Genomic DNA, 20,625 nt, shown 5'->3' with positions numbered 1-20,625 from the left:
TTCTTGAGCGATGTCGAATCGGGTGACTCGATTATTTCTTCTGGCGAAACTTGCGAAGCGCCGCGATCTGCGCTGCCATGACGGTCAGCTCGGACTGGGCCCGGGCCAGGTCAATCTCGCTCTTGGCGTTCTTGAGGGCTTCTTCGGCCGATGCCTTGGCAGCGTTGGCCTTCTCGTCGTCCAGGTCCTTGCCGCGGATGGCGGTATCGGACAGCACGGTCACGCAGTTGGGTTGCACTTCCAGAATGCCACCGGCCACGAACACGAATTCTTCGCTGCCGTCGGCCATTTCGATGCGCACCGAGCCCGGCTTGATGCGCGTGATCAGCGGGGTGTGGCGGGGAAAGATGCCCAGTTCGCCAGATTCACCAGGCAGCGCGACAAAACGTGCTTCACCGGAGAAGATGGACTCTTCGGCACTGACCACATCAACGTGGATGGTGTTCATCATTGCTCCTAGGAAAAGGGATGGGTTGCTTGATTGCTTGTGATGGCTGAGCAGCGGTGGACCGCGACTCAGCCGCCGGGCAATCAGGCCACCTTCTTGGCCTTTTCGAAGGCTTCGTCGATGGTACCGACCATGTAGAACGCCTGTTCCGGCAGGTGGTCGCATTCGCCGGCCACGATCATCTTGAAACCACGGATGGTTTCCGACAGAGGAACGTACTTGCCTGGCGAACCCGTGAACACTTCGGCCACGTGGAAAGGCTGCGACAGGAAACGTTGGATCTTGCGCGCGCGGGCCACGGCCAGCTTGTCGTCAGGAGCCAGTTCGTCCATACCCAGAATCGCGATGATGTCGCGCAGTTCCTTGTAGCGCTGCAGCGTGCCTTGCACCGCGCGGGCCGTGGCGTAGTGGTCTTCGCCCACAACGTTCGGGTCCAGCTGGCGGCTGGTGGAATCCAGAGGATCCACGGCAGGGTAGATACCCAGCGAAGCGATGTCACGCGACAGCACCACGGTGGAATCCAAGTGGGCAAACGTCGTGGCGGGCGATGGATCGGTCAAGTCATCGGCTGGCACGTAAACGGCCTGGATGGACGTGATCGAGCCGACCTTGGTCGACGTAATACGCTCTTGCAGACGGCCCATTTCCTCGGCCAGCGTAGGCTGGTAGCCCACGGCGGAAGGCATGCGGCCCAGCAGAGCAGACACTTCGGTACCGGCCAGTGTGTAGCGGTAGATGTTGTCCACGAAGAACAGCACGTCACGGCCTTCGTCACGGAAGGACTCGGCGATGGTCAGGCCGGTCAGCGCCACGCGCAGACGGTTGCCTGGGGGCTCGTTCATCTGGCCGTACACCATGGCGACCTTGGACTCTTCGAGCTTCTCCAGATTCACCACGCCGGAATCGGCCATTTCGTGATAGAAGTCGTTCCCTTCGCGGGTCCGCTCGCCCACACCAGCGAACACCGACAGACCGCTGTGGGCCTTGGCGATGTTGTTGATGAGTTCCATCATGTTGACGGTCTTGCCCACGCCGGCACCACCGAACAGGCCCACCTTGCCACCCTTAGCGAACGGGCAGACCAAGTCGATCACCTTGATGCCGGTTTCCAGCAGCTCTTGCGATGGCGACAGTTCGTCGTACGCAGGAGCCTTGCGGTGGATGGAGGCCGTCAGAGCCTGGTCCACGGGGCCGCGCTCGTCGATGGGCGCACCCAGCACGTCCATGATGCGGCCCAGCGTCGCCTTGCCCACGGGCACGGTGATGGCGTTGCCGGTGTTGGTCACCATGATGCCGCGGCGCAGGCCGTCGGACGAACCCAGCGCAATGGTACGGACCACGCCGTCGCCCAGCTGCTGTTGCACTTCCAGCGTCAGGGTCGAACCGTCGAGCTTGAGAGCGTCGTAAATCTTGGGCATCTGGTCGCGCGGGAACTCCACGTCCACCACAGCGCCGATACATTGAACAATCTTGCCCTGAACGCCTGCGTTCACTTGGGAATTCTCTTGAGCCATTTTTCTCGCTCCAATTTAGATGTTGGTTGAGCTGTTTACACAGCAGCGGCGCCAGCCACGATTTCCGAAAGTTCTTTCGTGATCGCTGCCTGGCGCGTCTTGTTGTAGACCAGCTTCAACTCGCCAATGACGCTGCCGGCGTTGTCGGTGGCGGCCTTCATGGCCACCATGCGTGCCGACTGCTCGGACGCCATGTTCTCCGCAACGGCCTGGTAGATCAGGGACTCGACATAGCGGACCAGCAGATCGTCGATCACGGTCTGTGCATCGGGCTCATAGATGTAGTCCCAGCCGTGTTCGGTCTTTTCGGCCTGCATCTGCGCAGACGACAGCGGGAGCAGCTGCTCCACCACCGATTCCTGCTTCATGGTGTTGATGAACTTGGTGTAGCTCAGGTACACCGCGTTGATCCTGCCTTCCGCGTAAGCGTCGAGCAGCACCTTGACCGGGCCGATCAGCTTGTCCAGATGGGGCTTGTCGCCCAGGCCCGTCACGTGCGAAACCACCTTGGCGCCGACACGGTTCAGGAAACCCAGGCCCTTGTTACCGATGGCAACCGCCTCGGTGGACACGCCAGCGCCCTGCAACTCACGCAGCTTGCCCGTCACGATGCGCAGCACGTTGGTGTTCATGCCACCGCACAGGCCCTTGTCGGTCGTCACCACGATCACGCCGGCCGTCTTGGCATCGTTCACCTTCATGAACGGGTGCACATATTCGGGGTTGGCTTGACCGAGGTTGGCTGCAATGTTGCGGATCTTCTCGCTGTAAGGGCGGGCGGCCCGCATCCGTTCCTGCGCCTTGCGCATTTTGGATGCAGCCACCATCTCCATGGCTTTGGTGATCTTCTTGGTGTTTTCCACCGATTTGATCTTGCCGCGTATTTCCTTGCCTGCTGCCATGATCGCTCCTCGTCCGGTTTAAGCGAACGACTTCTTGAACGCAGCGACAGCAGCGGTCAGTTCGGCTTCAGCGTCCTTGTCCATGGCCTTGGCCTGCTCCAGCTTGGCCAGCAGTGCGGCGTGGCTGGTCTTCAGGAACTGGTGCAGGCCGTGTTCGAAGTCGAGAACCTTCTTGACGTCGATGTCGTCCATGAAGCCCTTGTTCACAGCGAACAGCGTGGCGCCCATCAGCGAGATGGGCAGCGGGCTGTACTGTGCCTGCTTGAGCAGTTCGGTCACGCGGGCACCGCGGTCCAGCTGCTTGCGGGTGGCTTCGTCCAGGTCGGAAGCGAACTGCGCGAACGCAGCCAGTTCACGGTACTGGGCCAGGTCGGTACGGATACCGCCGGACAGGTTCTTCACCAACTTGGTCTGGGCAGCACCACCGACGCGCGACACCGAGATACCGGCGTTGATGGCGGGGCGGATACCGGCGTTGAACAGGCTGGTTTCCAAGAAGATCTGGCCGTCCGTGATCGAGATCACGTTGGTCGGAACGAAAGCGGACACGTCGCCAGCTTGCGTTTCGATGATGGGCAGTGCGGTCAGCGAACCGGTCTTGCCCTTGACTTCACCCTTGGTGAAGGCTTCGACGTAGTCGGCGTTCACGCGGGCTGCGCGCTCGAGCAGGCGGCTGTGGAGATAGAACACGTCGCCGGGATAGGCTTCGCGGCCTGGTGGGCGGCGCAGCAGCAGCGATACCTGGCGGTAGGCCACGGCCTGCTTGGACAGGTCGTCATAAACGATCAGGGCGTCCTGGCCGCGGTCGCGGAAGTACTCGCCCATCGTGCAGCCCGAGTAGGCCGACACGTACTGCATGGCAGCGGATTCGGAAGCCGACGCGGCCACCACGATCGTGTAGTCCATGGCACCGGCTTGTTCCAGAGCGCGCACCACGTTCTTGATCGACGAAGCCTTCTGACCGATGGCAACGTAAATACAGGTCACGCCCTGGCCCTTCTGGGCGATGATGGCGTCGATGGCCACAGCGGTCTTGCCGGTCTGGCGGTCACCAATGATCAGCTCGCGCTGGCCACGGCCCACAGGCACCATGGAGTCGATTGACTTCAGGCCGGTCTGCAGGGGTTGGTCCACCGATTTACGGGCGATCACGCCGGGAGCGACCTTTTCGATCACGTCGGTGAGCTTGGCGTTGATGGGACCCTTGCCGTCGATAGGCTGGCCCAGGGCGTTCACCACGCGGCCGATCAGCTCGGGGCCGACCGGCACTTCCAGAATGCGGCCCGTGCACTTGACGGTGTCGCCTTCGGAGATGTGTTCGTACTCACCCAGAATCACGGCGCCGACGGAGTCGCGCTCGAGGTTCAGGGCCAGGCCGTAGGAGGGCTGGCCGTCCTTGGTGGCGGGGAACTCCAGCATTTCGCCTGCCATCACGTCCGACAGGCCGTGCACGCGCACGATACCGTCGGACACGGACACCACGGTACCCTGATTGCGGATATCGCTGCTGGCGGCCAGACCTTCGATGCGGCTCTTGATGAGTTCAGAAATTTCTGCGGGATTGAGTTGCATGACTCTTTCCTTCTTTCTTTGGTTCGCTGTCCTCGCCGCGCGTTACGCGGTGAGGGCCGCTTTCATTTGTTCAAGACGGGCCTTGACCGAAGTGTCCAGCACCTCGTCACCCACCACTACGCGAATGCCACCGATCAGGGATTGGTCCAGCTGAACGGTGAGGTTGAGCTTGCGGCCAAAGCGCTTTTCCAGCGCAGAGCCGACCTCAGCCAGTGCTGTGGCATCCATCGCGAAAGCGCTGTGCACCACGGCATCCGAAGAGCCGCTGCGGCGGTTCACGAGGGCACGAAACTGCGCGGCGACTTCCGGCAGCGCCTCGAGGCGACCGTTGTCGATGACCGTGCGCAGGAAGTTTTTGGCCGTATCGGACAGCACTGAACGCGCAACCCCCGTGACGACAGCAAACACTTGGTCTGCCGTTACCTTGGGGCTGTCCGCCAGTTGGCGCAGCTGCGGGTTGGCGGCAATGGCCGCCAGTTCATCGACCCAGTCAGCGGTGCTGGCCAGGTCCATGCCCGCACCCGCAGTAGCGGCCTTGAACAGGGCTTCCGCGTAAGGGCGGGCAATGGTGGCGAGTTCAGCCATGTGTGTCCCCTTACAGCTCGGTCTTCAGGCGGTTGAGCAGGTCGGCGTGAACGCCGGCATTGACTTCCTTGCGGAGAATCTGCTCAGCACCCTTGACGGCCAGCGCTGCTACCTGCTCACGCAGGGCTTCGCGGGCTTGCACCGTTTGCTGCTCGGCTTCGGCACGGGCGGAAGCAACAATCTTGTTGCCTTCTTCCGTGGCGCGTGCCTTGGCTTCTTCGATGATGGCCTGGGCACGTCGGTCGGCGTCCGCAAGACGCGAGGCCGTTTCGTTGCGTGCCTGTGACAGTTCCTTCTCGACGCGCTGATTGGCAGCGGTCAGTTCGGACTTGGCACGGTCGGCAGCAGCGAGGCCTTCGGCGATTTTCTGGGCTCGTTCATCCAACGCCTTCGCGATCGGGGGCCACACGAATTTCATCGTGAACCACACCAGGATCAAGAAGACGATGGCCTGAATGAACAGGGTCGCGTTGATACTCACGGCAACACCTTTCTAGAGTGGCGTTGAACGGGAATTACTTGGGCAGGTTGGCCAAGAAAGTCGAAGCGAAGGGGTTGGCGAAAGCGAACAGCAGAGCAATAGCCACACCGATCAGGAACGCAGCGTCGATCAGACCGGCCAAGATGAACATCTTGGTTTGCAGTTCGTTGATCAGTTCAGGCTGACGTGCCGACGATTCGAGGAACTTGCCACCCATCAGTGCGATACCGATGGAAGCGCCGATAGCGCCGAGGCCAACGATCAGACCACAAGCCAGAGCGACGAGACCGAGAATGTTTTCCATGATGACTCCTGAGTTAAAAAAGAAAGGTTGAAAAGAAAAAGGGAAACGAAAAAGGAGAACCGTTTAGTGCGCGTTGTGCGCCTGACCCAGGTAGATCAGTGCGAGCATCATGAAGATGAACGCTTGCAGCGAGATCACCAAAATGTGGAACAGCGTCCAGATGGTGCCAGCGATGACGTGGCCCACAGGCAGCAGCACACCCGACAGCGACAGTGCAGCCGCACCACCCATCAGGGCGATCAGCATGAACACCAGTTCGCCGGCGTACATGTTGCCGAACAACCGCATGCCATGCGATACGGTGTTGGCGACATATTCAATGATCTGCATCAGCAGATTGATCACGCCCAGGATGAGGGCGAAGATGGGATTCTTGCTGGTGCCGAATGGAGCCGACACGAGTTCATGCGCCCAGCCGCCAGCGCCCTTGATCTTCACGCTGTACCAGAAGCGCAGGATCAGGATGGCGAATGCCAGGCCCAGAGTGGTGGAGAGGTCAGCCGTGGGCACGACGCGCAGGTAGGCGTGGTGCGGGTCGTGGCCGGCAGCACCGTAAATCTGGGCCCAGATGGCGGGCAGCAGGTCGACGGGCAGCATGTCCATGAAGTTCATCAGGAAGATCCAGACAAACACCGTGAGGCCCAGGGGCGCGATGAACTTGCGGCTCTCGGCGTTGTGGATGTTGGCCTTGGCCTGGTTGTCCACCATCTCGACCAGCATTTCCACTGCCGCCTGGAAGCGGCCGGGAACGCCGGAAGTCGCCTTGCGGGCCGCGGACCACAGGATCAAAAGGGTCAGAGCGCCCAGAACCAGACCCACAATGATCGAGTCATAGTTGATGACCGTGAAGTCAACGATCTTGGTCTGGTTGATGTTTTGAAGATGCTGCAGGTGGTGAACGATGTATTCACTTGCAGTCGGAGCGTGCGCTTCTGCGGCCATCGGACAACTCTTCTCTATATCAATCGGTTTTTCGGACACCAGGCCGCACCAACAGTGCAACCCAGTACGTTTTCATTGTGATCACCATGCCCACGAGCAAAGCAATCCAGCTCAAGCCTGGCACCAGCCGGGGCGCCACTGCAAGCAGCGACACCGTCAATGCAATCTTGGCAATCTCCCAGCCAAAGAACCCGACCATGGCGGCCCGCGCGTTGACGGACACCTTGTGGCGCAGTACGCCGCGAGCAAACAAGGCCGCCGGAACCACCACTGCCAGCGCACCGTAGGCTGCAGACCAACCCACTGATGCCCTACCTGTTACAGCCCAAGCCACCAGGGCCACCACCACGCCCGCCAGAACCTGCCCAATCACCACCTTCCATACCGAGATGGGAGGATTGCGACGGCGCCACTGCTCGGCCTCTTCGGCCGTCAAGGGGTTGAAGTCAGATTCTTCAGCCTCAATTTCGGTCTCAGGCGCGATTGTTTTCATTGTTGGATGACGCCCGCGTTACAGACCGAAACTTTCACAAAGCCTCTAATTATAAGTAAAAACCCATGGCAGTCCGCAAAAACCCGCAAACGCGCCCCAAAACGGGCCGATGAGCGCGCGCACATGTGGCCGTGGGCCAACGTGTTTTGCGGCCCGCTTTGACAAGAATGCACCGATTTGGCGCGTCCTGTGTGCGCACCATCTTGGGTACCCGCCATGGCCTTGCCGCACAATGGGAACGCCTTTCCTGCTATTGAAACCGAAGCACTTTTCACCATGACCTCCTCTTCCCAGCCTCCAGCGAATGGCCCCGACACCTCTCAGCCTAGCGATGCGCGCAAGGATTCGTTGATCGAATACCCTTCGAGTTTCCCGATCAAAGTCATGGGGGCCAAGGTGGATGGCTTTGTGCATGCGGTCACGGAGCTGGCCCGCCAGTTTGATCCCAGCTTTGACGCTGCCACCATTGAACTGCGGGACAGCCGGGCCGGCAATTACCTTGGAGTAACTATCACCATCACGGCGACCAGCCGCGAGCAGCTGGACGGCCTGTACAACGCACTCTCCTCGCACCCGCTCGTGAAGATCGTGCTCTGAACGAAAGCCCCGCATGACCATCGAGATCCGCACGCAGGGCCGGGTGGACTATCCCGCCACCGTGCAGGCCATGCAGGACTACACCGCTGCGCGCACCGACACCAGCCCTGACGCACTCTGGCTCTGCGAGCACGCACCGCTTTACACGCAGGGGCTCGCAGGCAAGGCCGATCACGTTCTTCACCCCGGCGACATCCCCGTCATCGCGACCAACCGCGGTGGCCAGGTCACGTTCCACGGCCCGGGCCAAGTGGTGGCCTACCCATTGATCGATCTGCGGCGTGCAGGCTATTTCGTCAAGGAGTATGTCTACCGGGTCGAGGAAGCCGTGATCCGCACGCTCGCCCACTTTGGCGTGACCGGGCACCGCGTGGGGGGCGCGCCAGGCATTTATGTGCGCCTGGACGATCCGCACAGCCACGCCATGCTGCCCCAGCGCCCGCAGAAACGCGGGGCCGAAGACGCGGCAGCGGAGCCCGACTTCGACGGCCTGGGAAAGATCGCCGCCCTGGGCATCAAGGTCAGCCGGCACTGCACTTACCACGGCGTGGCGCTCAACGTGGCGATGGACCTCGCGCCCTTTGCGCGCATCAACCCTTGCGGTTACGCAGGATTGCAAACGGTGGACCTTTCTACAATCGGGGTCCACACCACCTGGGAAGAAGCCGCGCAGGTGCTGGGCCAGCAGCTCAGCACCCGCCTCGCGCCTTGACCTCCAACACGCTGCCTACACGCCATGAGCACCCCTGAAGTCGTCCGCGAAGCGCAATCCACCGAAACGTACAACCCGCTGGCCAAGCAGAAGGCCGCGGCCAAGCTGTCGCGCATTCCGATCAAGGTGGAACAGGGCGAAGTGCTCAAGAAGCCCGAATGGATCCGCGTGAAGGCGGGCTCGCCCAGCACGCGCTTCTACGAGATCAAGGACATCCTGCGCCAGAACAACCTGCACACGGTGTGCGAAGAGGCCTCCTGCCCCAACATCGGCGAGTGCTTCGGCAAGGGCACGGCCACCTTCATGATCATGGGTGACAAGTGCACGCGACGCTGCCCGTTCTGCGACGTGGGCCATGGCCGCCCCGACCCGCTGGACAAGGACGAGCCGCTGAACCTGGCCCGCACCATCGCCCAGCTGCGCCTCAAATACGTGGTGATCACCAGCGTGGACCGCGACGACCTGCGCGACGGCGGCAGCGCCCACTTTGTCGAGTGCATCCAGAACATCCGCGAGCTGTCGCCCCTCACGCAGATCGAGATCCTGGTGCCCGACTTCCGCGGCCGCGACGACCGTGCGCTCGAGATCCTCAAGGCCGCGCCGCCGGACGTGATGAACCACAACCTCGAAACCGCGCCGCGCCTGTACAAGGAAGCGCGCCCCGGTTCCGACTACCAGTTCAGCCTGAACCTGCTCAAGAAGTTCAAGGCCCTGCATCCCAAGGTGCCGACCAAGAGCGGCATCATGGTCGGCCTGGGCGAGACGGACGAAGAGATCCTGCAGGTGATGCGCGACATGCGCGCGCACCACATCGACATGCTGACCATTGGCCAGTACCTGTCGCCCAGCAACAGCCACCTGCCCGTACGCCGTTATGTGCACCCCGACACCTTCAAGATGTTCGAGGAAGAGGCCTACAAGATGGGTTTCAGCCACGCCGCCGTGGGTGCCATGGTGCGCTCGAGCTACCACGCCGATCAGCAGGCGCACGCCGCTGGCGTGTAAGCCAACGAGAGCGACAGGCCGCAGAGCGTTGATGGCCCCGGCAGGCGCGCTCTCGCTGCGGCACTACGGCGCATCGCCGGGCAGCCACAGCCACGACCATTTTCAGATCCTGCTGGGCCTCTCGGGCACCCTGGACCTGGAAGTCGCCGGCCGTGGCGTGCGTGTTGCGCCCGGCGGTGGCTGCGTGATTGCGCCGGGAGATCGCCACGACTTCGAATCTCACCGTGGCAGCGTGTGCCTGGTGCTCGACAGCGAACACCCCGAGTGGGCCCGGTGCGCACACTACAGCGCGACCTCACTGCCCGCCGACGCACTGCCGCTTGTTCACTACCTCGCCAGGGCGTTGCAACAAGGCCGCCCCCTCGCGCAAGCCCAGGGCCCGGCACTCCTTCTGGAGGCTTGGCTGGGCGGCGCCGGTGCACACACCCCGCCGCCTGGCACCGCGCACCGCCGCGCCATCCACTGGCCTGCGTTACAGCAGTGGGTCGCCGAGCAGTGGCATCGCCAACTCACCGTGGCCGACCTGGCCGCTCAGGTGCACCTGAGCCCGAGCCAGTTTGCCGCCCGCTGCCAAGAAGACCACGGCATGGGCGCCATGGCCTGGCTGCGCAGCCAGCGCCTGGTGCAAGCCCGGCTGCTGCGCGGCACGGGGATGGCGGTGGCCGAGGTCGCGCGGCGCACGGGCTACCGATCACCGTCGGCGTTGACTGCGGCGCTGCGGCGCGAAGCGAGGCAGGCTGGGTCTGACGCCTGAAGAGCATGGGGCGGGCGGGGGCGCTGCGGCCCCGCTTCGGCCTTGCCTTCGATTCGGATTTACCTTCAATTCGGATTTGATCTGGATGCACAGCCCGTGGCTCCACGGAGCCCTTGCGCTCTTGCAGCCACCACCCGCATTGCGCGACGACGTTCCGTCGTTGCGCGACGATCACCCCGGCCTGGCGCGCATACAGTCGGCTCCATGCAAGCCAATCTCTACGCCTTGGGCGCCATCGCGCTGTGGGCTTCCCTCGCCTCGCTCGGCGTGTCGCTCACCCATGTCCCGCCGTTCCTGCTCACCGGCATCGCGCTCATGATCGGCAGCGTGCCAGCGTGGCCGTTTGTGCTGCGCGATCCGTTGCAGTGGCGCATTCCGCTGCGCACGCTCGCCCTGGGCGTGTACGGCCTGTTTGCGTACCACTTCCTGCTGTTCATCGCGCTGCGCCACGCGCCGCCGGTGGAGGCCAACCTGGTCAACTATCTCTGGCCGCTGTTCATCGTTGTGCTCTCGCCCGTGGTGCTGCCCGGTGTGGCGCTGCGCCTGCCGCATGTGCTGGCGGCGCTGCTGGGTTTTGGCGGCGCGGCCATTGCCATGGCGGGTGGGCGCGAGCTGAGCGGCACCCTGGCCTGGGGCTACCTGCCCGCGCTGGCGGCGGCGTTCATCTGGGCTACCTATTCGCTCATGACCAAGCGGGTGGCCGCCTTCCCGACCACGGCCATCGGTTTGTTCGGGCTGGTGTCGGGTGTGCTGTCGCTGCTGTGCCATGTGACGCTGGAGCCTGCTGTGGCGCTCGCTCCGCGCGACTGGGCGCTGCTGGCGGTGCTCGGCCTCGGTCCGCTGGGTGCGTCATTTTTTATGTGGGACAAGGCACTCAAGCTGGGCGATGCACGGCACATCGGCATCCTGAGCTACATCACGCCGCTGGCATCCACCGGCCTGCTGATCGTGGTGAGCGGGCGGCCGTTCAGCGCGAGCATTGCGCTGGCCACGGCCATGATCATCAGTGCGGCCGTCATTGGCATGCGGGCGCGGTGAATTTTGAATAAAAAATAGCCTCTAGCGCTTATTCCATAAGCACTTACAGCTGCAAATTTGATAGCAATATCGGTCAAGCGCAAAACCGCCACGCACAAAGCCGACCGCCGCATGACCCACCCCACGCTCCACCCGCCCGCGCCAGGCGACGCAGCGATCCCCGGCACTGCGGGCTACGGCGCGCACGCTGCGGCCTTAGCCGCGCAGTACGAGAGCATTCGTTTTGCCGACGTGCACGCCGCCCTGCTGCACCTGTACCCGACGGCGCCCAGCCGCGTGCTCGACATCGGCGCCGGCTCGGGCCGCGACGCTGCGGCGCTGGCCTGTGCCGGCCACCGTGTGGTGGCCGACGAGCCCACGGCTGCGCTGCGGCAAGAGGGGCAGCGCATCCACGCGGGCGTGCCCATCGAATGGGTGGACGACCACCTGCCCGCGCTGGCCGGCCTGCGCGCCAGTGGCCGGCGGTTTGACCTCATCCTGCTGACTGCCGTGTGGATGCACCTGGACGCGTCTGAGCGCACCGCCGCCCTGCCGCACGTGGCCGAGCTGATGGCGCCGGGCGCGCTGCTGGCGATATCGCTGCGGCACGGGCCGATCCCCACGGGGCGGCGCATGTTCGATGTCTCGGCCGAGGAAACCATCGCCCTGGCCGCGCAGCACGGCCTGGCCTTGGTCCACCACGGCGGCAGGGACGATGCGCAGGGGCGCGCGGACGTGCAATGGAGCGTGCTGGCGCTGCGCAAGCCCTGACCGCGCCCAGGCCCGGGCCCGGGACGGCTTCAGAGTCTGACGGACGCAGCCCTGGCCATTGCAAATCCACGGTGCGTCGGCCTTGATCTGGCCGCAGTCCATGAACAGGTTTAAGCCACGGTGATAGCGCGCTGCCTGCGCACCCGCAGGTACAACCAGCCGGTGATCGACAGGTTCAGCAGGTTCCAGCCAATGCCGTTGATAAACGCTGCGTGATAGCTCCCCGTCACGTCGAAGATCCAGCCCGACATCCAGCCACCCAGCGCCATGCCGATCAGCGTGGCCATGATCACCGCACCCACCCGCGCGCTGGCCTGGCTCGGCGCAAAGTGTTCGCGCACGATGATGGCGTAGGTCGGCACGATGCCGCCCTGGAACAAGCCGAACAGCGCGGAGATGACATACAGCGGCACGAGGCCGTCGTAGGGCAAGAACAGCAGCAGCGCGATGCCCTGCAGCGCCGACCCCAGCAGCAGCGTGCGGATGCCGCCGATGCGGTCGCAGATCAGCCCGAAGACCAGCCGGCTCACGATGCCGCAGGCCAGCATGAGGGACAGCATCTGCGCGCCCTGGGCGGCGCCGAAGCCCAGATCGGTGCAGTAGGCCACGATGTGGACCTGCGGCATGGCCATGGCCACGCAGCAGGCCACGCCCCCCATGCACAGCAGCGCCATGGCTTGGCTGGGTGCCAGGCCGAAGGGTCGGGCGCGGTCTACTGCCGAGGCCTGTGTACCAGCCGTTGGCGCGGGGATGGCCGGCGGGCGTTGGCGCATGCGCAGCGACAGGGCGAGCATGCCCACGCCGCAAACAGCGCCCAGCGCCATGTAGGTCGGCCTCCAGCCGATGGAGTCGATGCCGTATTGCACGATGGGCGGCCAGATCGCACCTGCCACGTAGTTGCCGCTGGCGCAAACCGCCACCGCAATGCCACGCCGTCGGTTCCACCACAGTGCGGTGTCGGCCAGCAGCGGGGCAAACGTGGCCGACCCTCCGATGAACCCCATCACGGCGTGCGCGAGGCCAAACGCCCAGATGTTTCCCGACAGGCTCGCGCCCAGGAAGCCGCCGAACACGGCCAAGGCGCCCAGCCACATCACGGGCGTGAGGCCATGGCGGTCTGCCAGCCGACCGGTCCACAAGCCGCCAAGGCCCAGGCAGACCATCATCAGCGTATAGGGCAGCGAGGCGCTGGCGCGGCCCACGCCGAACTCGTTCTGCACCGTGGGGAGCACCACCGACACCACGTACATGCTGCTGTTGCCGAGCACGACGAGGCCCAGCGTCGCGAACAGACGGCGAAGCGCCTGGGGCGAGTCGATGAGAGAGGGGTCGGCAGGGGCTGCGTGCATGGGGCGTGGGGTTTTCAGGGTCGCCGCGCTCAGGCGCGGAACGTGTGGATGGCGGCACGGTGTCCGTGTGATCGAGCGATGAGGTTCGGCACACTGAGGATCAGGAAGAACTACAAGCCAACAGGCATACAAGCGAGCGAGCGAGCGAGCTACGGATCTCTGATTCTTGAATAAAAAAGAGCCTTAGCGCTTGTCTATCAAGCGCTTGATGCTATTAATTAAATAGCAAACAACCGATCGACCGGATGTCGCGAACTCTAGGACGCCAGCAAGGTGCCCGGCTCATCGCCCTCCAGCACCTGCTGCGCCCAGGGTGCCAGCTTGCGCGTGTCGGCGCGCAGCACCTCCTGCTTGATCGCAAGTATCTGCGCGGGGTGCATCGAGAAGCTGCGCAGGCCCAAGCCCAGCAGCAGGCGCGTCATGGTCACATCACCGGCGGTCTCGCCGCACACACACACACTTTTGCCCTGGCGATGGCCCTCGGCGATCACATCGCCCACCAGGCGCAGCACGGCGGGGTGCAGCGGGTCGTACAGATGGGCCACGGCCTCGTCGGCGCGGTCGATGGCCAGGGTGTACTGGATCAGGTCGTTGGTGCCGATGGACAGGAAATCGAAATACTTGAGGAAGGTACGCACCATGAGCGCGGCGGCCGGCACTTCGATCATCGCGCCCAGCTCCACGTGGCCGTAGGGCTCGCCGCGGGCGTCCAGCTCGGCGCGGGCCAGTTCGACCTGGGCCAGCGTCTGGTGGATCTCATGCGTGTGGGCCAGCATGGGGAACAGCAGGTTGACCTTGCCACGCGCCGCCGCGCGCAGCACCGCGCGCAGCTGGGTGCGGAACATGGACGGGTCGGCGAGGCTCCAGCGGATGGCGCGCAGGCCGAGCGCCGGGTTGAGGTAGCTGTCCTTGTGGGCCTTGTTGTCGAGCGGCTTGTCGGCCCCGACGTCGATGGTGCGGATGGTCACGGGCAGGCCCTGCATGCCGTCGATGGCCTCGCAGTAGGCGCGGTACTGCTCGTCCTCGCCAGGCAGGTTGCCGGTCTTGCCCATGAACAAAAATTCGCTGCGGAACAACCCCACGCCCACGGCACCGGCACGCACGGCGGCCGCGGCGTCGCCGGGCTGCTCAATGTTGGCCAGCAGTTCGATCTTGTGGCCGTCGAGCGTGATCGCGGGGGTGTGGCGCAGCCGGGCCAGGCGCTCGCGTTCGAGCTCGACCTGGCGCTGGCGAAAGCCGTACTCGGCCAGGATGATGGGCGAAGGGTCGACGATGACCACGCCGGCGTCGCCGTCGATGATGACCCAGTCGTCCTGGCGCACCAGCTGGCTGGCCGCACGCGCGCCCACCACAGCGGGGATGTCCATGCTGCGCGCCACGATGGCGGTGTGCGATGTCTTGCCGCCCACATCGGTCACAAAGCCGGCGAACACGCTCTGCTTGAACTGCAGCATGTCGGCTGGCGAGAGGTCGTGCGCCACCAGCACCAGGGGCACGTCCACCGTGCCACCCGGCATCAGGTCTTGCTGCAGGCCCAGTTGCTTGTGCCGGCGCGGGCTGCTGGGCGGCGGGGCCACGGGGCTGGCCACACCCTTCATGTAGCGCAGGATGCGCTCGACCACTTGCTCGAGGTCGGCCTTGCGCTCGCGCAGGTACTCGTCCTCCATCTCGTCGAACTGGCGCGCGATGACTTCGAGCTGCGTGGTCAGCGCCCACTCGGCGTTGTACAGGCGCTCGGTGATCCAGTGCTTGACGCCACCGGTCAGGGCCTCGTCCTGCAGCAGCATCAGGTGCACGTCGAGCAGCGCGGTCAGCTCGTGCGGCGCGTCGGCGGGCATGTCGGTCTGCAAGCGCTGCAGCTCGTCCACCACCGCGTTGCGGCCCTGGCGCACGCGCTCGATCTCGGCCGGAATCTGCTCGGCCTGGATGAAATAGTGCGCCACGTCCACGCGGCTCGACGCCACCAGCACGGCACGGCCAATGGCAATGCCGCGGGCGACTGCGAGACCGTGGACGGAGAAGGTCATGGTGGAGTTATCCAGTACAGGATCGCAGAGAGCGCATCAGCCCGCCGCTCGGCCGCCCGAAGGCGGGCTGAGCCCCCTCGGGGGCAGGGAACGACACGCAGTGCGCGACCGTGGGGCCACATCCAGCCAGCCGCCCGGCCGCCCGAAGGCAGGCTGGGCCCCCTCGGGGGGCAGGGAGCGACACGCAGTGCGCGACCGTGGGGGCCATGTTCATTCACCTTCGCCAAACTTGTCGGCGATGAGGGCCAGGAGTGCGTCCATGGCTTCCTGCTCGCGGTCGCCGCTGGTCTCGACCTCGACCTCGGTGCCCATGCCGGCGGCCAGCATCATCACGCCCATGATGCTCTTGGCATTGATACGGCGGTCGCCGCGGCTCATGAACACGTCGCAGGGAAAGCTGCCTGCCAGCTTGGTGAGCTTGGCCGAGGCGCGGGCATGCAGCCCCAATTTATTGTTGATGGTCGTGCGTGTCTTGATCATGGGTGTTACGGCGGTTCTGGTTCTGTGGCGCGGAGATCGCCACCTGCATCACACCCTGCGTGCCACCCACCACGGCGCGGTTGACCACGGAATCGAGCGGCTCGTTGCGGTAGCTCACTGCGCGCAGCAGCATCGGTAGATTGACGCCCGTCACCAGGCGCGATTGCACGCCATCGGTCAGGCGCTGCGCAATGTTGCAGGGCGTGGCACCGAAGACATCGGTGAGCACCAGGGTGGAGTCGGTACCCAGCTGCTCGAGAAGGATGCGCGCCTGGGCCAGCGACTCTTCCGGCGGCTGGTTGGGCAGCACATCCAGCGCCGTCACGCTGTTGCCGCAATCAGGGAACACGTGCAGGGCGCACTCGCGCAGCGCATGGGCCAGCGGGGAGTGGGCAATAAGGAGGATGCTGGTGGTGCTCATGGCGCAGAGGTTTGCAACACATTATGGCGCCGGCCCCGCAGCACAAACCACGCATACGCTGCGGCGTTGCACGCGAGGAACAACCCCATCGCCGCCTGGAAGGACGCCACGGTGGGCAGCCCCAGCGCGGCGAACGCATCCACCGCCAGGCCGATGCCCCACTGCACGACAAACACGCCCGCAAAGATCACCAGGTTGTAGGCCGACAGCGCCCGCCCCGCCAGCGACTGCGAGAACGCCATGGCCACTGCAGGCTGCGACAGCGACACAAAAGTGCAGGACACGCAAAACAGCGCCCAGGCCCCACCGCCAGCGCGGGGGCCGGCGACGATGATGCCCAGCAGGATCAGCAGCGAGAACGGCAGGCCCGCCGCCATCAGCCGATCAGGCCCCAGGCCCTTGCGCAGCAGCCACGGGTTGACCATGCCCCAGGTCCAGAACGTGCACAGCATGGACACGTTGATCCAGAAAAGCCCGGTGGCTGACTCAAGCGGTGTGTAGCCCGCGACGCGCTGCATCCACGGCCCGGCCCACAGGGTCTGCATGGCCACCATGCCGCCGTAGACAAAAAAACCCAGCGGCGCCAGGCGCTGGAAGTAAGCGTGGTTCCAGACCACCGAGTACCCCGGCACTGGAGGCGGCGCAGCACTGGAGTCCGCGGCCGAATCCTGCTTGCCCGGGCCTGCGTCAGCCCAACGCGGCACCCAGATGGCGATCACCACCATCGACAGCGCGATCAGCGCGGCCAGCCCCCAGAACAGCGGCCGCCAGCCCACGAGCGGCAGCGCCCATTGCACCGGCAGCGTGGACGCGACCATGCCGAGCGAGCCGGTCATGAGCATCCAGGAATTGGCGCGCATCTGCGTGGTGGGCTCGAACCAGCGGCGGTAGCCGGTGAGCGGTGCCATGAGGCAGGCGCTGACACCTGCGCCGCACAACACGCGCCCGGCCAGCAAGCCCGAAAAGCCCGTGGCCATGGAAAACACCAGGCTGCCGACCACGGCCACGCCCAGAAATCCCAACGCAACCTTGCGCGGGCCGTGGCGATCGAGCCAGGTGCCGAGGGGCAGCTGCGTGGCCGCAAAGCCTAAAAAGTAGCCGCCCGCCAGCAGCCCGAGGTCGCTGGCGTGCAGCGAAAACTCCTGCGCCAACGTGGGTGCCAGTGTGGCCGTGACGGCCCGCACCAGTGCGGACAGAAAGTACGCGAACGCAAAGGCGAGAAAAACCACCACGGCCGCCCGCCGGGGCAACAGGTGCGAGCCCATCATTGGAACGCCAGCCCGGAGAAAAACGGCTCGGCCACCTCGGCGCGCGGCTTGGGCGTGTAGACCACGGCGTGGTACAGCCGCACCTGCGGCCCCACGGCGCGCGCAAACCAGACGCCCTGCACACTGACCGCGCTGCCATCAGCACGCTGGCCCTGCACCACCGTGCGCACCGACTGCGGCAGGGGCAGCACGCCGGGTGGCGCGTACTGCGTGTCGGTGGCCGCTGAGACCGCACCGGGCCCCAGGTTGGCGAGAACCGCCGCGCGCCAGTGCGTAAGCGCAGCGCCCGCCTGCGACGGGTCGGCCAGCGCCGCGTGCGACACGGCCAGCGTGGCGCCGTCCGCATCACAGCCCGTCATGGCCAGTTCGACGGGGGTGCCGGCGAGCTCCACCATGCGCGTAGCCTGGTCGGGCTTGCAGGGCAAGGTGATGGTGATGGCGGCCTCGGGCAGCGGCACGGTGCGCCAGTTGAGCGCCGGGCTGCAGCCCAGCAGCAGCCCGAGCGGGAGGGCGACGGCGGCCCGGGTCAGTGTCCTGTTCATCGCTTGATTATCGGCAGGGTGGCGCGGATTGGCTGCAGGTGGGATGCTGCGCAGAACTTTTGCCCTTTGCCTGGCTCCACCCAAGCACAACAAAACCCGCGGCCGACGCCGCCGGGCTCCCGTCCGGCACAATCCGGGCACTGGTTCAGGTGGATGGAAACAAGAGTCATGGCAATCAAGCATTGGGCGGCAGGTGTGGCGGTAGCAGCGTTTGCGGCCGTGGGCGCCTATGTGTACCTGGACACGGGCCGCTCCGCCGCGCCCGAATCGACCTTTGTGCTGCTCGATGGCAGCCGCCAGTCCACCACAGACCTCAAGGGCAAGGTCACCCTGGTGAATTTCTGGGCCACGAGCTGCACCACCTGCGTGGCCGAGATGCCCGAGATTGTGGCCACCTACAACAAGTACAACGCCAAAGGCTTCGACACCCTGGCCGTGGCCATGAGCTACGACCCGCCGAGCTATGTGGTGAACTTTGCCGAGACGCGCAAGCTGCCCTTCAAGGTCGCGATCGACAACACCGGCAACGTTGCCAAGGCCTGGGGCGATGTGCGCCTGACGCCCTCGACCTTCATCGTCAACAAACGCGGCGAGATCGTGAAGACCTACGTCGGCGCCCCGAATTTTCCCGAGCTGCACCAGCTGATCGAGAAGCTGTTGGCTGAGACTTGAAGCGCGATTGCATCTCCAAAAACAAAAGGCCGATTTCCTGAGAAATCGGCCTTTTGGCTTATGTGAGAAGCGCTGGAAGCTATTTTATTGATAGCAAACGCTTCTAACGGCTGCGGCCTAGACCAGCGGACGCCGCGCAAGGGCCGCCCCGCCGCGCTGACGTCGTCCCCCTTCCCGGAGCCGTAGCGCGCAGAGAGAAGGGGCTGAGGGCCGCGGCTCCAAGCCTGCCTGCGCAGGCTTGGACGGCCCGAAGAGCTGTCGCCTCTGGCGACCAGCCCCGAGCGGCAAAGCCGCTCAGGGGGATGCACGTTACTTCGCGCGATAGTTGTCGTGGCAAGCCTTGCAGGTGCCGGCTGCAGCGCCGAAGGCGGTCTTGAGGTTGTCCAGGTTGCCCGTCTTGGCAGCGGCGGCAAGCTTCACCGACTCAGCTTCCAGCTTGTCGGAATGTTCCTTGAACTTGGCCTGCTCGGTCCAGATCTCGGGCAGGGCCTTGGTCGGAGCGCCCTTGTCGGTGCCGGCGCCAAAGCCAGCCCAGGGCAGCTTCGCCATCTGGGCCACCACGTCGGCGTTCTCTTGCGCGGCCTTGGCGTCGAACGGGATGCGGCCGTTGGCCATGGCGCCCAGGCGCCCGAAGTGCTGGCCCATCACGAACAGCGCGCTCTGGCGGTACTTGATGGCGTCCTCGGCCTTGGCGAACTGGGCAGAGGCCGGTGCCGACAGGGTCAGGGTAGCGGCAGCCAGGGCGAACGCGGCGATTGTTTTCATGGAAACTTCCTTCTTGTCGTGGGGTTGGAATGAGAATCGGCGGCTCGGAACCGACCAGCGATCTTGCGGTGCCTGCGCCTGCGTCGTCTGGCCCGGGCGAGATCGATCGCGATGAGATCCCAGCGCAGGCAGTATGCCGCCTCGGCGCGGTTTTCGCTGCAGCCGCGGGCGCGGCCTGCTTCCGGGTTTACCCCGTCTCCCTCACAATGCGGCGATTCACCTGTTTGCCCGCCGGCCATCCGCCCGGCCCTTCCTATCCACCTTCAGCCGCCGCAACCACCATGACGCAGCCACAGCACACCGTACGCATCTGGGACCTTCCCATCCGCCTGTTCCACTGGGCGCTGGCCGCCTGCGTGATCGCGCTGGTCGTCACCGCCAAGGTGGGTGGCAATGCGATGGAATGGCACTTCCGACTTGGGTATGTGGTGCTGGCGTTGCTGGTGTTCCGGATCGTGTGGGGGCTCGTTGGCGGACGCTGGTCGCGCTTCACGGCTTTCTTGTATTCGCCAAGTCGCGTGGTGCGCTACCTCAAGGGCTCTGCCCATGCCGAAGACGGCATCGGCCACAGCCCACTGGGCGCTTTGTCGGTGTTTGGCCTGCTGGCGGTGCTGGTGGCCCAGGTGACGACGGGCTTGCTCAGCGACGATGAAATCGCGTTTGCCGGGCCGCTCACCCGGTTTGTCTCCAACGCCGTGGTGGGCCAGGCCACCAGCTACCACAAGGAAATCGGCCAGTACCTGGTGATCGGCCTGGTGGTGCTGCACTTGCTGGCCATCGGGTTTTACGTGCTGGTGCGGCGCCATCGCCTGGTCGCGCCCATGGTCCATGGCGACAAGGAACTGGCCGCGCCCGCTGCCCCATCACGCGACGACTGGACAAGCCGGGCTGTGGCTTTGGTGGTGCTGGCGGGCAGCGCGGGCCTGGCCTGGTGGGTCTCGACGCTGGCGGGCGCACCGGCGTTCTGAGCCGGACTCGCTACACTGCCGCTTCCGTCGTTTTGC

The 20,625-nt window shown here is 64.7% G+C and carries 24 protein-coding genes; 8 read left to right on the top strand and 16 right to left on the bottom strand.

From position 1 onward, the window contains the following. Nucleotides 1-31: 31 nt before the first annotated feature. The 9 genes from ACSQ3Q_RS02170 to ACSQ3Q_RS02130 form a co-directional block, all read right to left on the bottom strand. A complete protein-coding gene (locus ACSQ3Q_RS02170) occupies nucleotides 32-448 on the bottom strand; it encodes a F0F1 ATP synthase subunit epsilon (RefSeq protein ID WP_409778031.1) in 417 nt (138 codons plus the stop codon). An 83-nt stretch (nucleotides 449-531) separates the two neighbouring features. Continuing rightward, nucleotides 532-1,962: a F0F1 ATP synthase subunit beta gene (gene atpD, locus ACSQ3Q_RS02165; protein ID WP_436132789.1), complete on the bottom strand. Its 1,431-nt coding sequence runs from the start codon at nucleotides 1,960-1,962 to the stop codon at nucleotides 532-534. Between the two features lie 35 nt (nucleotides 1,963-1,997). Next, nucleotides 1,998-2,864 carry a F0F1 ATP synthase subunit gamma gene (gene atpG / locus ACSQ3Q_RS02160; RefSeq protein ID WP_436132788.1) on the bottom strand — a complete coding sequence of 289 codons (867 nt, stop codon included), beginning with the start codon at nucleotides 2,862-2,864 and terminating at the stop codon, nucleotides 1,998-2,000. 18 nt (nucleotides 2,865-2,882) lie between these two features. Next, nucleotides 2,883-4,436 (bottom strand): F0F1 ATP synthase subunit alpha, encoded by a 1,554-nt coding sequence (gene atpA / locus ACSQ3Q_RS02155; protein WP_436132787.1) that lies wholly within the window; start codon nucleotides 4,434-4,436, stop codon nucleotides 2,883-2,885. A 42-nt stretch (nucleotides 4,437-4,478) separates the two neighbouring features. After that, on the bottom strand, nucleotides 4,479-5,021 hold the full coding sequence (locus ACSQ3Q_RS02150; RefSeq protein ID WP_436132786.1) for a F0F1 ATP synthase subunit delta: 543 nt from the start codon (nucleotides 5,019-5,021) through the stop codon (nucleotides 4,479-4,481). Between the two features lie 10 nt (nucleotides 5,022-5,031). Further along, the gene (locus ACSQ3Q_RS02145) at nucleotides 5,032-5,502 is read right to left on the bottom strand and encodes a F0F1 ATP synthase subunit B (protein WP_007847746.1); all 471 of its coding nucleotides are present in this window, start codon (nucleotides 5,500-5,502) and stop codon (nucleotides 5,032-5,034) included. A 34-nt stretch (nucleotides 5,503-5,536) separates the two neighbouring features. Next, entirely contained in the window at nucleotides 5,537-5,806 is a 270-nt protein-coding gene (gene atpE / locus ACSQ3Q_RS02140; RefSeq protein WP_007847749.1) for a F0F1 ATP synthase subunit C, read from the bottom strand. 63 nt (nucleotides 5,807-5,869) lie between these two features. Further along, the gene (gene atpB / locus ACSQ3Q_RS02135; RefSeq protein ID WP_436132785.1) at nucleotides 5,870-6,748 is read right to left on the bottom strand and encodes a F0F1 ATP synthase subunit A; all 879 of its coding nucleotides are present in this window, start codon (nucleotides 6,746-6,748) and stop codon (nucleotides 5,870-5,872) included. A 19-nt stretch (nucleotides 6,749-6,767) separates the two neighbouring features. Beyond that, on the bottom strand, nucleotides 6,768-7,241 hold the full coding sequence (locus tag ACSQ3Q_RS02130) for an ATP synthase subunit I (RefSeq protein WP_436132784.1): 474 nt from the start codon (nucleotides 7,239-7,241) through the stop codon (nucleotides 6,768-6,770). Between the two features lie 276 nt (nucleotides 7,242-7,517). On the opposite strand from ACSQ3Q_RS02130, the gene ACSQ3Q_RS02125 reads away from it, so the two are divergent. The 6 genes from ACSQ3Q_RS02125 to ACSQ3Q_RS02100 all read left to right on the top strand — a co-directional run bounded on the left by ACSQ3Q_RS02125 (nucleotide 7,518) and on the right by ACSQ3Q_RS02100 (nucleotide 12,097). Then, nucleotides 7,518-7,838, top strand: coding sequence for a YbeD family protein (locus tag ACSQ3Q_RS02125; RefSeq protein ID WP_436132783.1), 321 nt, complete (start codon nucleotides 7,518-7,520; stop codon nucleotides 7,836-7,838). Between the two features lie 13 nt (nucleotides 7,839-7,851). Continuing rightward, the gene (lipB, locus tag ACSQ3Q_RS02120; RefSeq protein WP_436132782.1) at nucleotides 7,852-8,550 is read left to right on the top strand and encodes a lipoyl(octanoyl) transferase LipB; all 699 of its coding nucleotides are present in this window, start codon (nucleotides 7,852-7,854) and stop codon (nucleotides 8,548-8,550) included. Between the two features lie 24 nt (nucleotides 8,551-8,574). Continuing rightward, complete coding sequence (gene lipA, locus ACSQ3Q_RS02115) at nucleotides 8,575-9,555, top strand: lipoyl synthase (protein WP_436132781.1); 981 nt, start codon at nucleotides 8,575-8,577, stop codon at nucleotides 9,553-9,555. A gap of 31 nt (nucleotides 9,556-9,586) precedes the next feature. Continuing rightward, on the top strand, nucleotides 9,587-10,309 hold the full coding sequence (locus tag ACSQ3Q_RS02110) for an AraC family transcriptional regulator (protein ID WP_436132780.1): 723 nt from the start codon (nucleotides 9,587-9,589) through the stop codon (nucleotides 10,307-10,309). Between the two features lie 204 nt (nucleotides 10,310-10,513). Then, nucleotides 10,514-11,347: a DMT family transporter gene (locus ACSQ3Q_RS02105; RefSeq protein WP_436132779.1), complete on the top strand. Its 834-nt coding sequence runs from the start codon at nucleotides 10,514-10,516 to the stop codon at nucleotides 11,345-11,347. A 111-nt stretch (nucleotides 11,348-11,458) separates the two neighbouring features. Further along, nucleotides 11,459-12,097 (top strand): class I SAM-dependent methyltransferase, encoded by a 639-nt coding sequence (locus ACSQ3Q_RS02100; RefSeq protein ID WP_436132778.1) that lies wholly within the window; start codon nucleotides 11,459-11,461, stop codon nucleotides 12,095-12,097. Nucleotides 12,098-12,207: 110 nt separating this feature from the next. On the opposite strand, the gene ACSQ3Q_RS02095 is transcribed toward ACSQ3Q_RS02100, so the two are convergent. From ACSQ3Q_RS02095 to ACSQ3Q_RS02070, 6 genes are all read right to left on the bottom strand, one after another. Further along, nucleotides 12,208-13,446 (bottom strand): MFS transporter, encoded by a 1,239-nt coding sequence (locus ACSQ3Q_RS02095; RefSeq protein WP_436132777.1) that lies wholly within the window; start codon nucleotides 13,444-13,446, stop codon nucleotides 12,208-12,210. A gap of 257 nt (nucleotides 13,447-13,703) precedes the next feature. Further along, on the bottom strand, nucleotides 13,704-15,473 hold the full coding sequence (gene ptsP, locus ACSQ3Q_RS02090; protein WP_436132776.1) for a phosphoenolpyruvate--protein phosphotransferase: 1,770 nt from the start codon (nucleotides 15,471-15,473) through the stop codon (nucleotides 13,704-13,706). A gap of 210 nt (nucleotides 15,474-15,683) precedes the next feature. Then, nucleotides 15,684-15,953, bottom strand: a complete 270-nt coding sequence (locus ACSQ3Q_RS02085; protein WP_436132775.1) for an HPr family phosphocarrier protein — start codon at nucleotides 15,951-15,953, stop codon at nucleotides 15,684-15,686. Next, nucleotides 15,922-16,374, bottom strand: coding sequence for a PTS sugar transporter subunit IIA (locus ACSQ3Q_RS02080; protein ID WP_436132774.1), 453 nt, complete (start codon nucleotides 16,372-16,374; stop codon nucleotides 15,922-15,924). The genes ACSQ3Q_RS02085 and ACSQ3Q_RS02080 overlap by 32 nt, the downstream gene beginning before the upstream one ends. Next, entirely contained in the window at nucleotides 16,371-17,642 is a 1,272-nt protein-coding gene (locus ACSQ3Q_RS02075; RefSeq protein ID WP_436132773.1) for an MFS transporter, read from the bottom strand. Before ACSQ3Q_RS02075 ends, ACSQ3Q_RS02080 begins: the two co-directional genes overlap by 4 nt. Next, nucleotides 17,639-18,184 carry a hypothetical protein gene (locus ACSQ3Q_RS02070; protein ID WP_436132772.1) on the bottom strand — a complete coding sequence of 182 codons (546 nt, stop codon included), beginning with the start codon at nucleotides 18,182-18,184 and terminating at the stop codon, nucleotides 17,639-17,641. The genes ACSQ3Q_RS02075 and ACSQ3Q_RS02070 overlap by 4 nt, the downstream gene beginning before the upstream one ends. A gap of 168 nt (nucleotides 18,185-18,352) precedes the next feature. Here ACSQ3Q_RS02070 and ACSQ3Q_RS02065 point away from each other — a divergent pair, with 168 nt between their 5' ends. Beyond that, nucleotides 18,353-18,856, top strand: coding sequence for a peroxiredoxin family protein (locus ACSQ3Q_RS02065; RefSeq protein ID WP_436132771.1), 504 nt, complete (start codon nucleotides 18,353-18,355; stop codon nucleotides 18,854-18,856). Nucleotides 18,857-19,165: 309 nt separating this feature from the next. Here the strand turns inward: ACSQ3Q_RS02065 and ACSQ3Q_RS02060 are convergent, their stop codons facing one another. Then, nucleotides 19,166-19,621, bottom strand: coding sequence for a c-type cytochrome (locus ACSQ3Q_RS02060; RefSeq protein WP_436132770.1), 456 nt, complete (start codon nucleotides 19,619-19,621; stop codon nucleotides 19,166-19,168). A 281-nt stretch (nucleotides 19,622-19,902) separates the two neighbouring features. On the opposite strand from ACSQ3Q_RS02060, the gene ACSQ3Q_RS02055 reads away from it, so the two are divergent. Next, nucleotides 19,903-20,589 carry a cytochrome b/b6 domain-containing protein gene (locus ACSQ3Q_RS02055; protein WP_436132769.1) on the top strand — a complete coding sequence of 229 codons (687 nt, stop codon included), beginning with the start codon at nucleotides 19,903-19,905 and terminating at the stop codon, nucleotides 20,587-20,589. Nucleotides 20,590-20,625 lie beyond the last annotated feature (36 nt).

Origin of the sequence: Acidovorax sp. LjRoot129 (genome assembly GCF_964253765.1) — a bacterium.
GTDB lineage: Bacteria > Pseudomonadota > Gammaproteobacteria > Burkholderiales > Burkholderiaceae_C > Acidovorax.
This window is presented reverse-complemented; position numbering and strand designations above follow the sequence as displayed.

Coding starts and splice junctions, on each gene's coding strand:
- ACSQ3Q_RS02170 (WP_409778031.1), bottom strand. CDS start 448: ATGAACACCATCCACGTTGATGTGGTCAGTGCCGAAGAGTCCATCTTC.
- atpD (WP_436132789.1), bottom strand. CDS start 1,962: ATGGCTCAAGAGAATTCCCAAGTGAACGCAGGCGTTCAGGGCAAGATT.
- atpG (WP_436132788.1), bottom strand. CDS start 2,864: ATGGCAGCAGGCAAGGAAATACGCGGCAAGATCAAATCGGTGGAAAAC.
- atpA (WP_436132787.1), bottom strand. CDS start 4,436: ATGCAACTCAATCCCGCAGAAATTTCTGAACTCATCAAGAGCCGCATC.
- ACSQ3Q_RS02150 (WP_436132786.1), bottom strand. CDS start 5,021: ATGGCTGAACTCGCCACCATTGCCCGCCCTTACGCGGAAGCCCTGTTC.
- atpE (WP_007847749.1), bottom strand. CDS start 5,806: ATGGAAAACATTCTCGGTCTCGTCGCTCTGGCTTGTGGTCTGATCGTT.
- atpB (WP_436132785.1), bottom strand. CDS start 6,748: ATGGCCGCAGAAGCGCACGCTCCGACTGCAAGTGAATACATCGTTCAC.
- ACSQ3Q_RS02130 (WP_436132784.1), bottom strand. CDS start 7,241: ATGAAAACAATCGCGCCTGAGACCGAAATTGAGGCTGAAGAATCTGAC.
- ACSQ3Q_RS02125 (WP_436132783.1), top strand. CDS start 7,518: ATGACCTCCTCTTCCCAGCCTCCAGCGAATGGCCCCGACACCTCTCAG.
- lipB (WP_436132782.1), top strand. CDS start 7,852: ATGACCATCGAGATCCGCACGCAGGGCCGGGTGGACTATCCCGCCACC.
- lipA (WP_436132781.1), top strand. CDS start 8,575: ATGAGCACCCCTGAAGTCGTCCGCGAAGCGCAATCCACCGAAACGTAC.
- ACSQ3Q_RS02110 (WP_436132780.1), top strand. CDS start 9,587: ATGGCCCCGGCAGGCGCGCTCTCGCTGCGGCACTACGGCGCATCGCCG.
- ACSQ3Q_RS02105 (WP_436132779.1), top strand. CDS start 10,514: ATGCAAGCCAATCTCTACGCCTTGGGCGCCATCGCGCTGTGGGCTTCC.
- ACSQ3Q_RS02100 (WP_436132778.1), top strand. CDS start 11,459: ATGACCCACCCCACGCTCCACCCGCCCGCGCCAGGCGACGCAGCGATC.
- ACSQ3Q_RS02095 (WP_436132777.1), bottom strand. CDS start 13,446: ATGCACGCAGCCCCTGCCGACCCCTCTCTCATCGACTCGCCCCAGGCG.
- ptsP (WP_436132776.1), bottom strand. CDS start 15,473: ATGACCTTCTCCGTCCACGGTCTCGCAGTCGCCCGCGGCATTGCCATT.
- ACSQ3Q_RS02085 (WP_436132775.1), bottom strand. CDS start 15,953: ATGATCAAGACACGCACGACCATCAACAATAAATTGGGGCTGCATGCC.
- ACSQ3Q_RS02080 (WP_436132774.1), bottom strand. CDS start 16,374: ATGAGCACCACCAGCATCCTCCTTATTGCCCACTCCCCGCTGGCCCAT.
- ACSQ3Q_RS02075 (WP_436132773.1), bottom strand. CDS start 17,642: ATGATGGGCTCGCACCTGTTGCCCCGGCGGGCGGCCGTGGTGGTTTTT.
- ACSQ3Q_RS02070 (WP_436132772.1), bottom strand. CDS start 18,184: ATGAACAGGACACTGACCCGGGCCGCCGTCGCCCTCCCGCTCGGGCTG.
- ACSQ3Q_RS02065 (WP_436132771.1), top strand. CDS start 18,353: ATGGCAATCAAGCATTGGGCGGCAGGTGTGGCGGTAGCAGCGTTTGCG.
- ACSQ3Q_RS02060 (WP_436132770.1), bottom strand. CDS start 19,621: ATGAAAACAATCGCCGCGTTCGCCCTGGCTGCCGCTACCCTGACCCTG.
- ACSQ3Q_RS02055 (WP_436132769.1), top strand. CDS start 19,903: ATGACGCAGCCACAGCACACCGTACGCATCTGGGACCTTCCCATCCGC.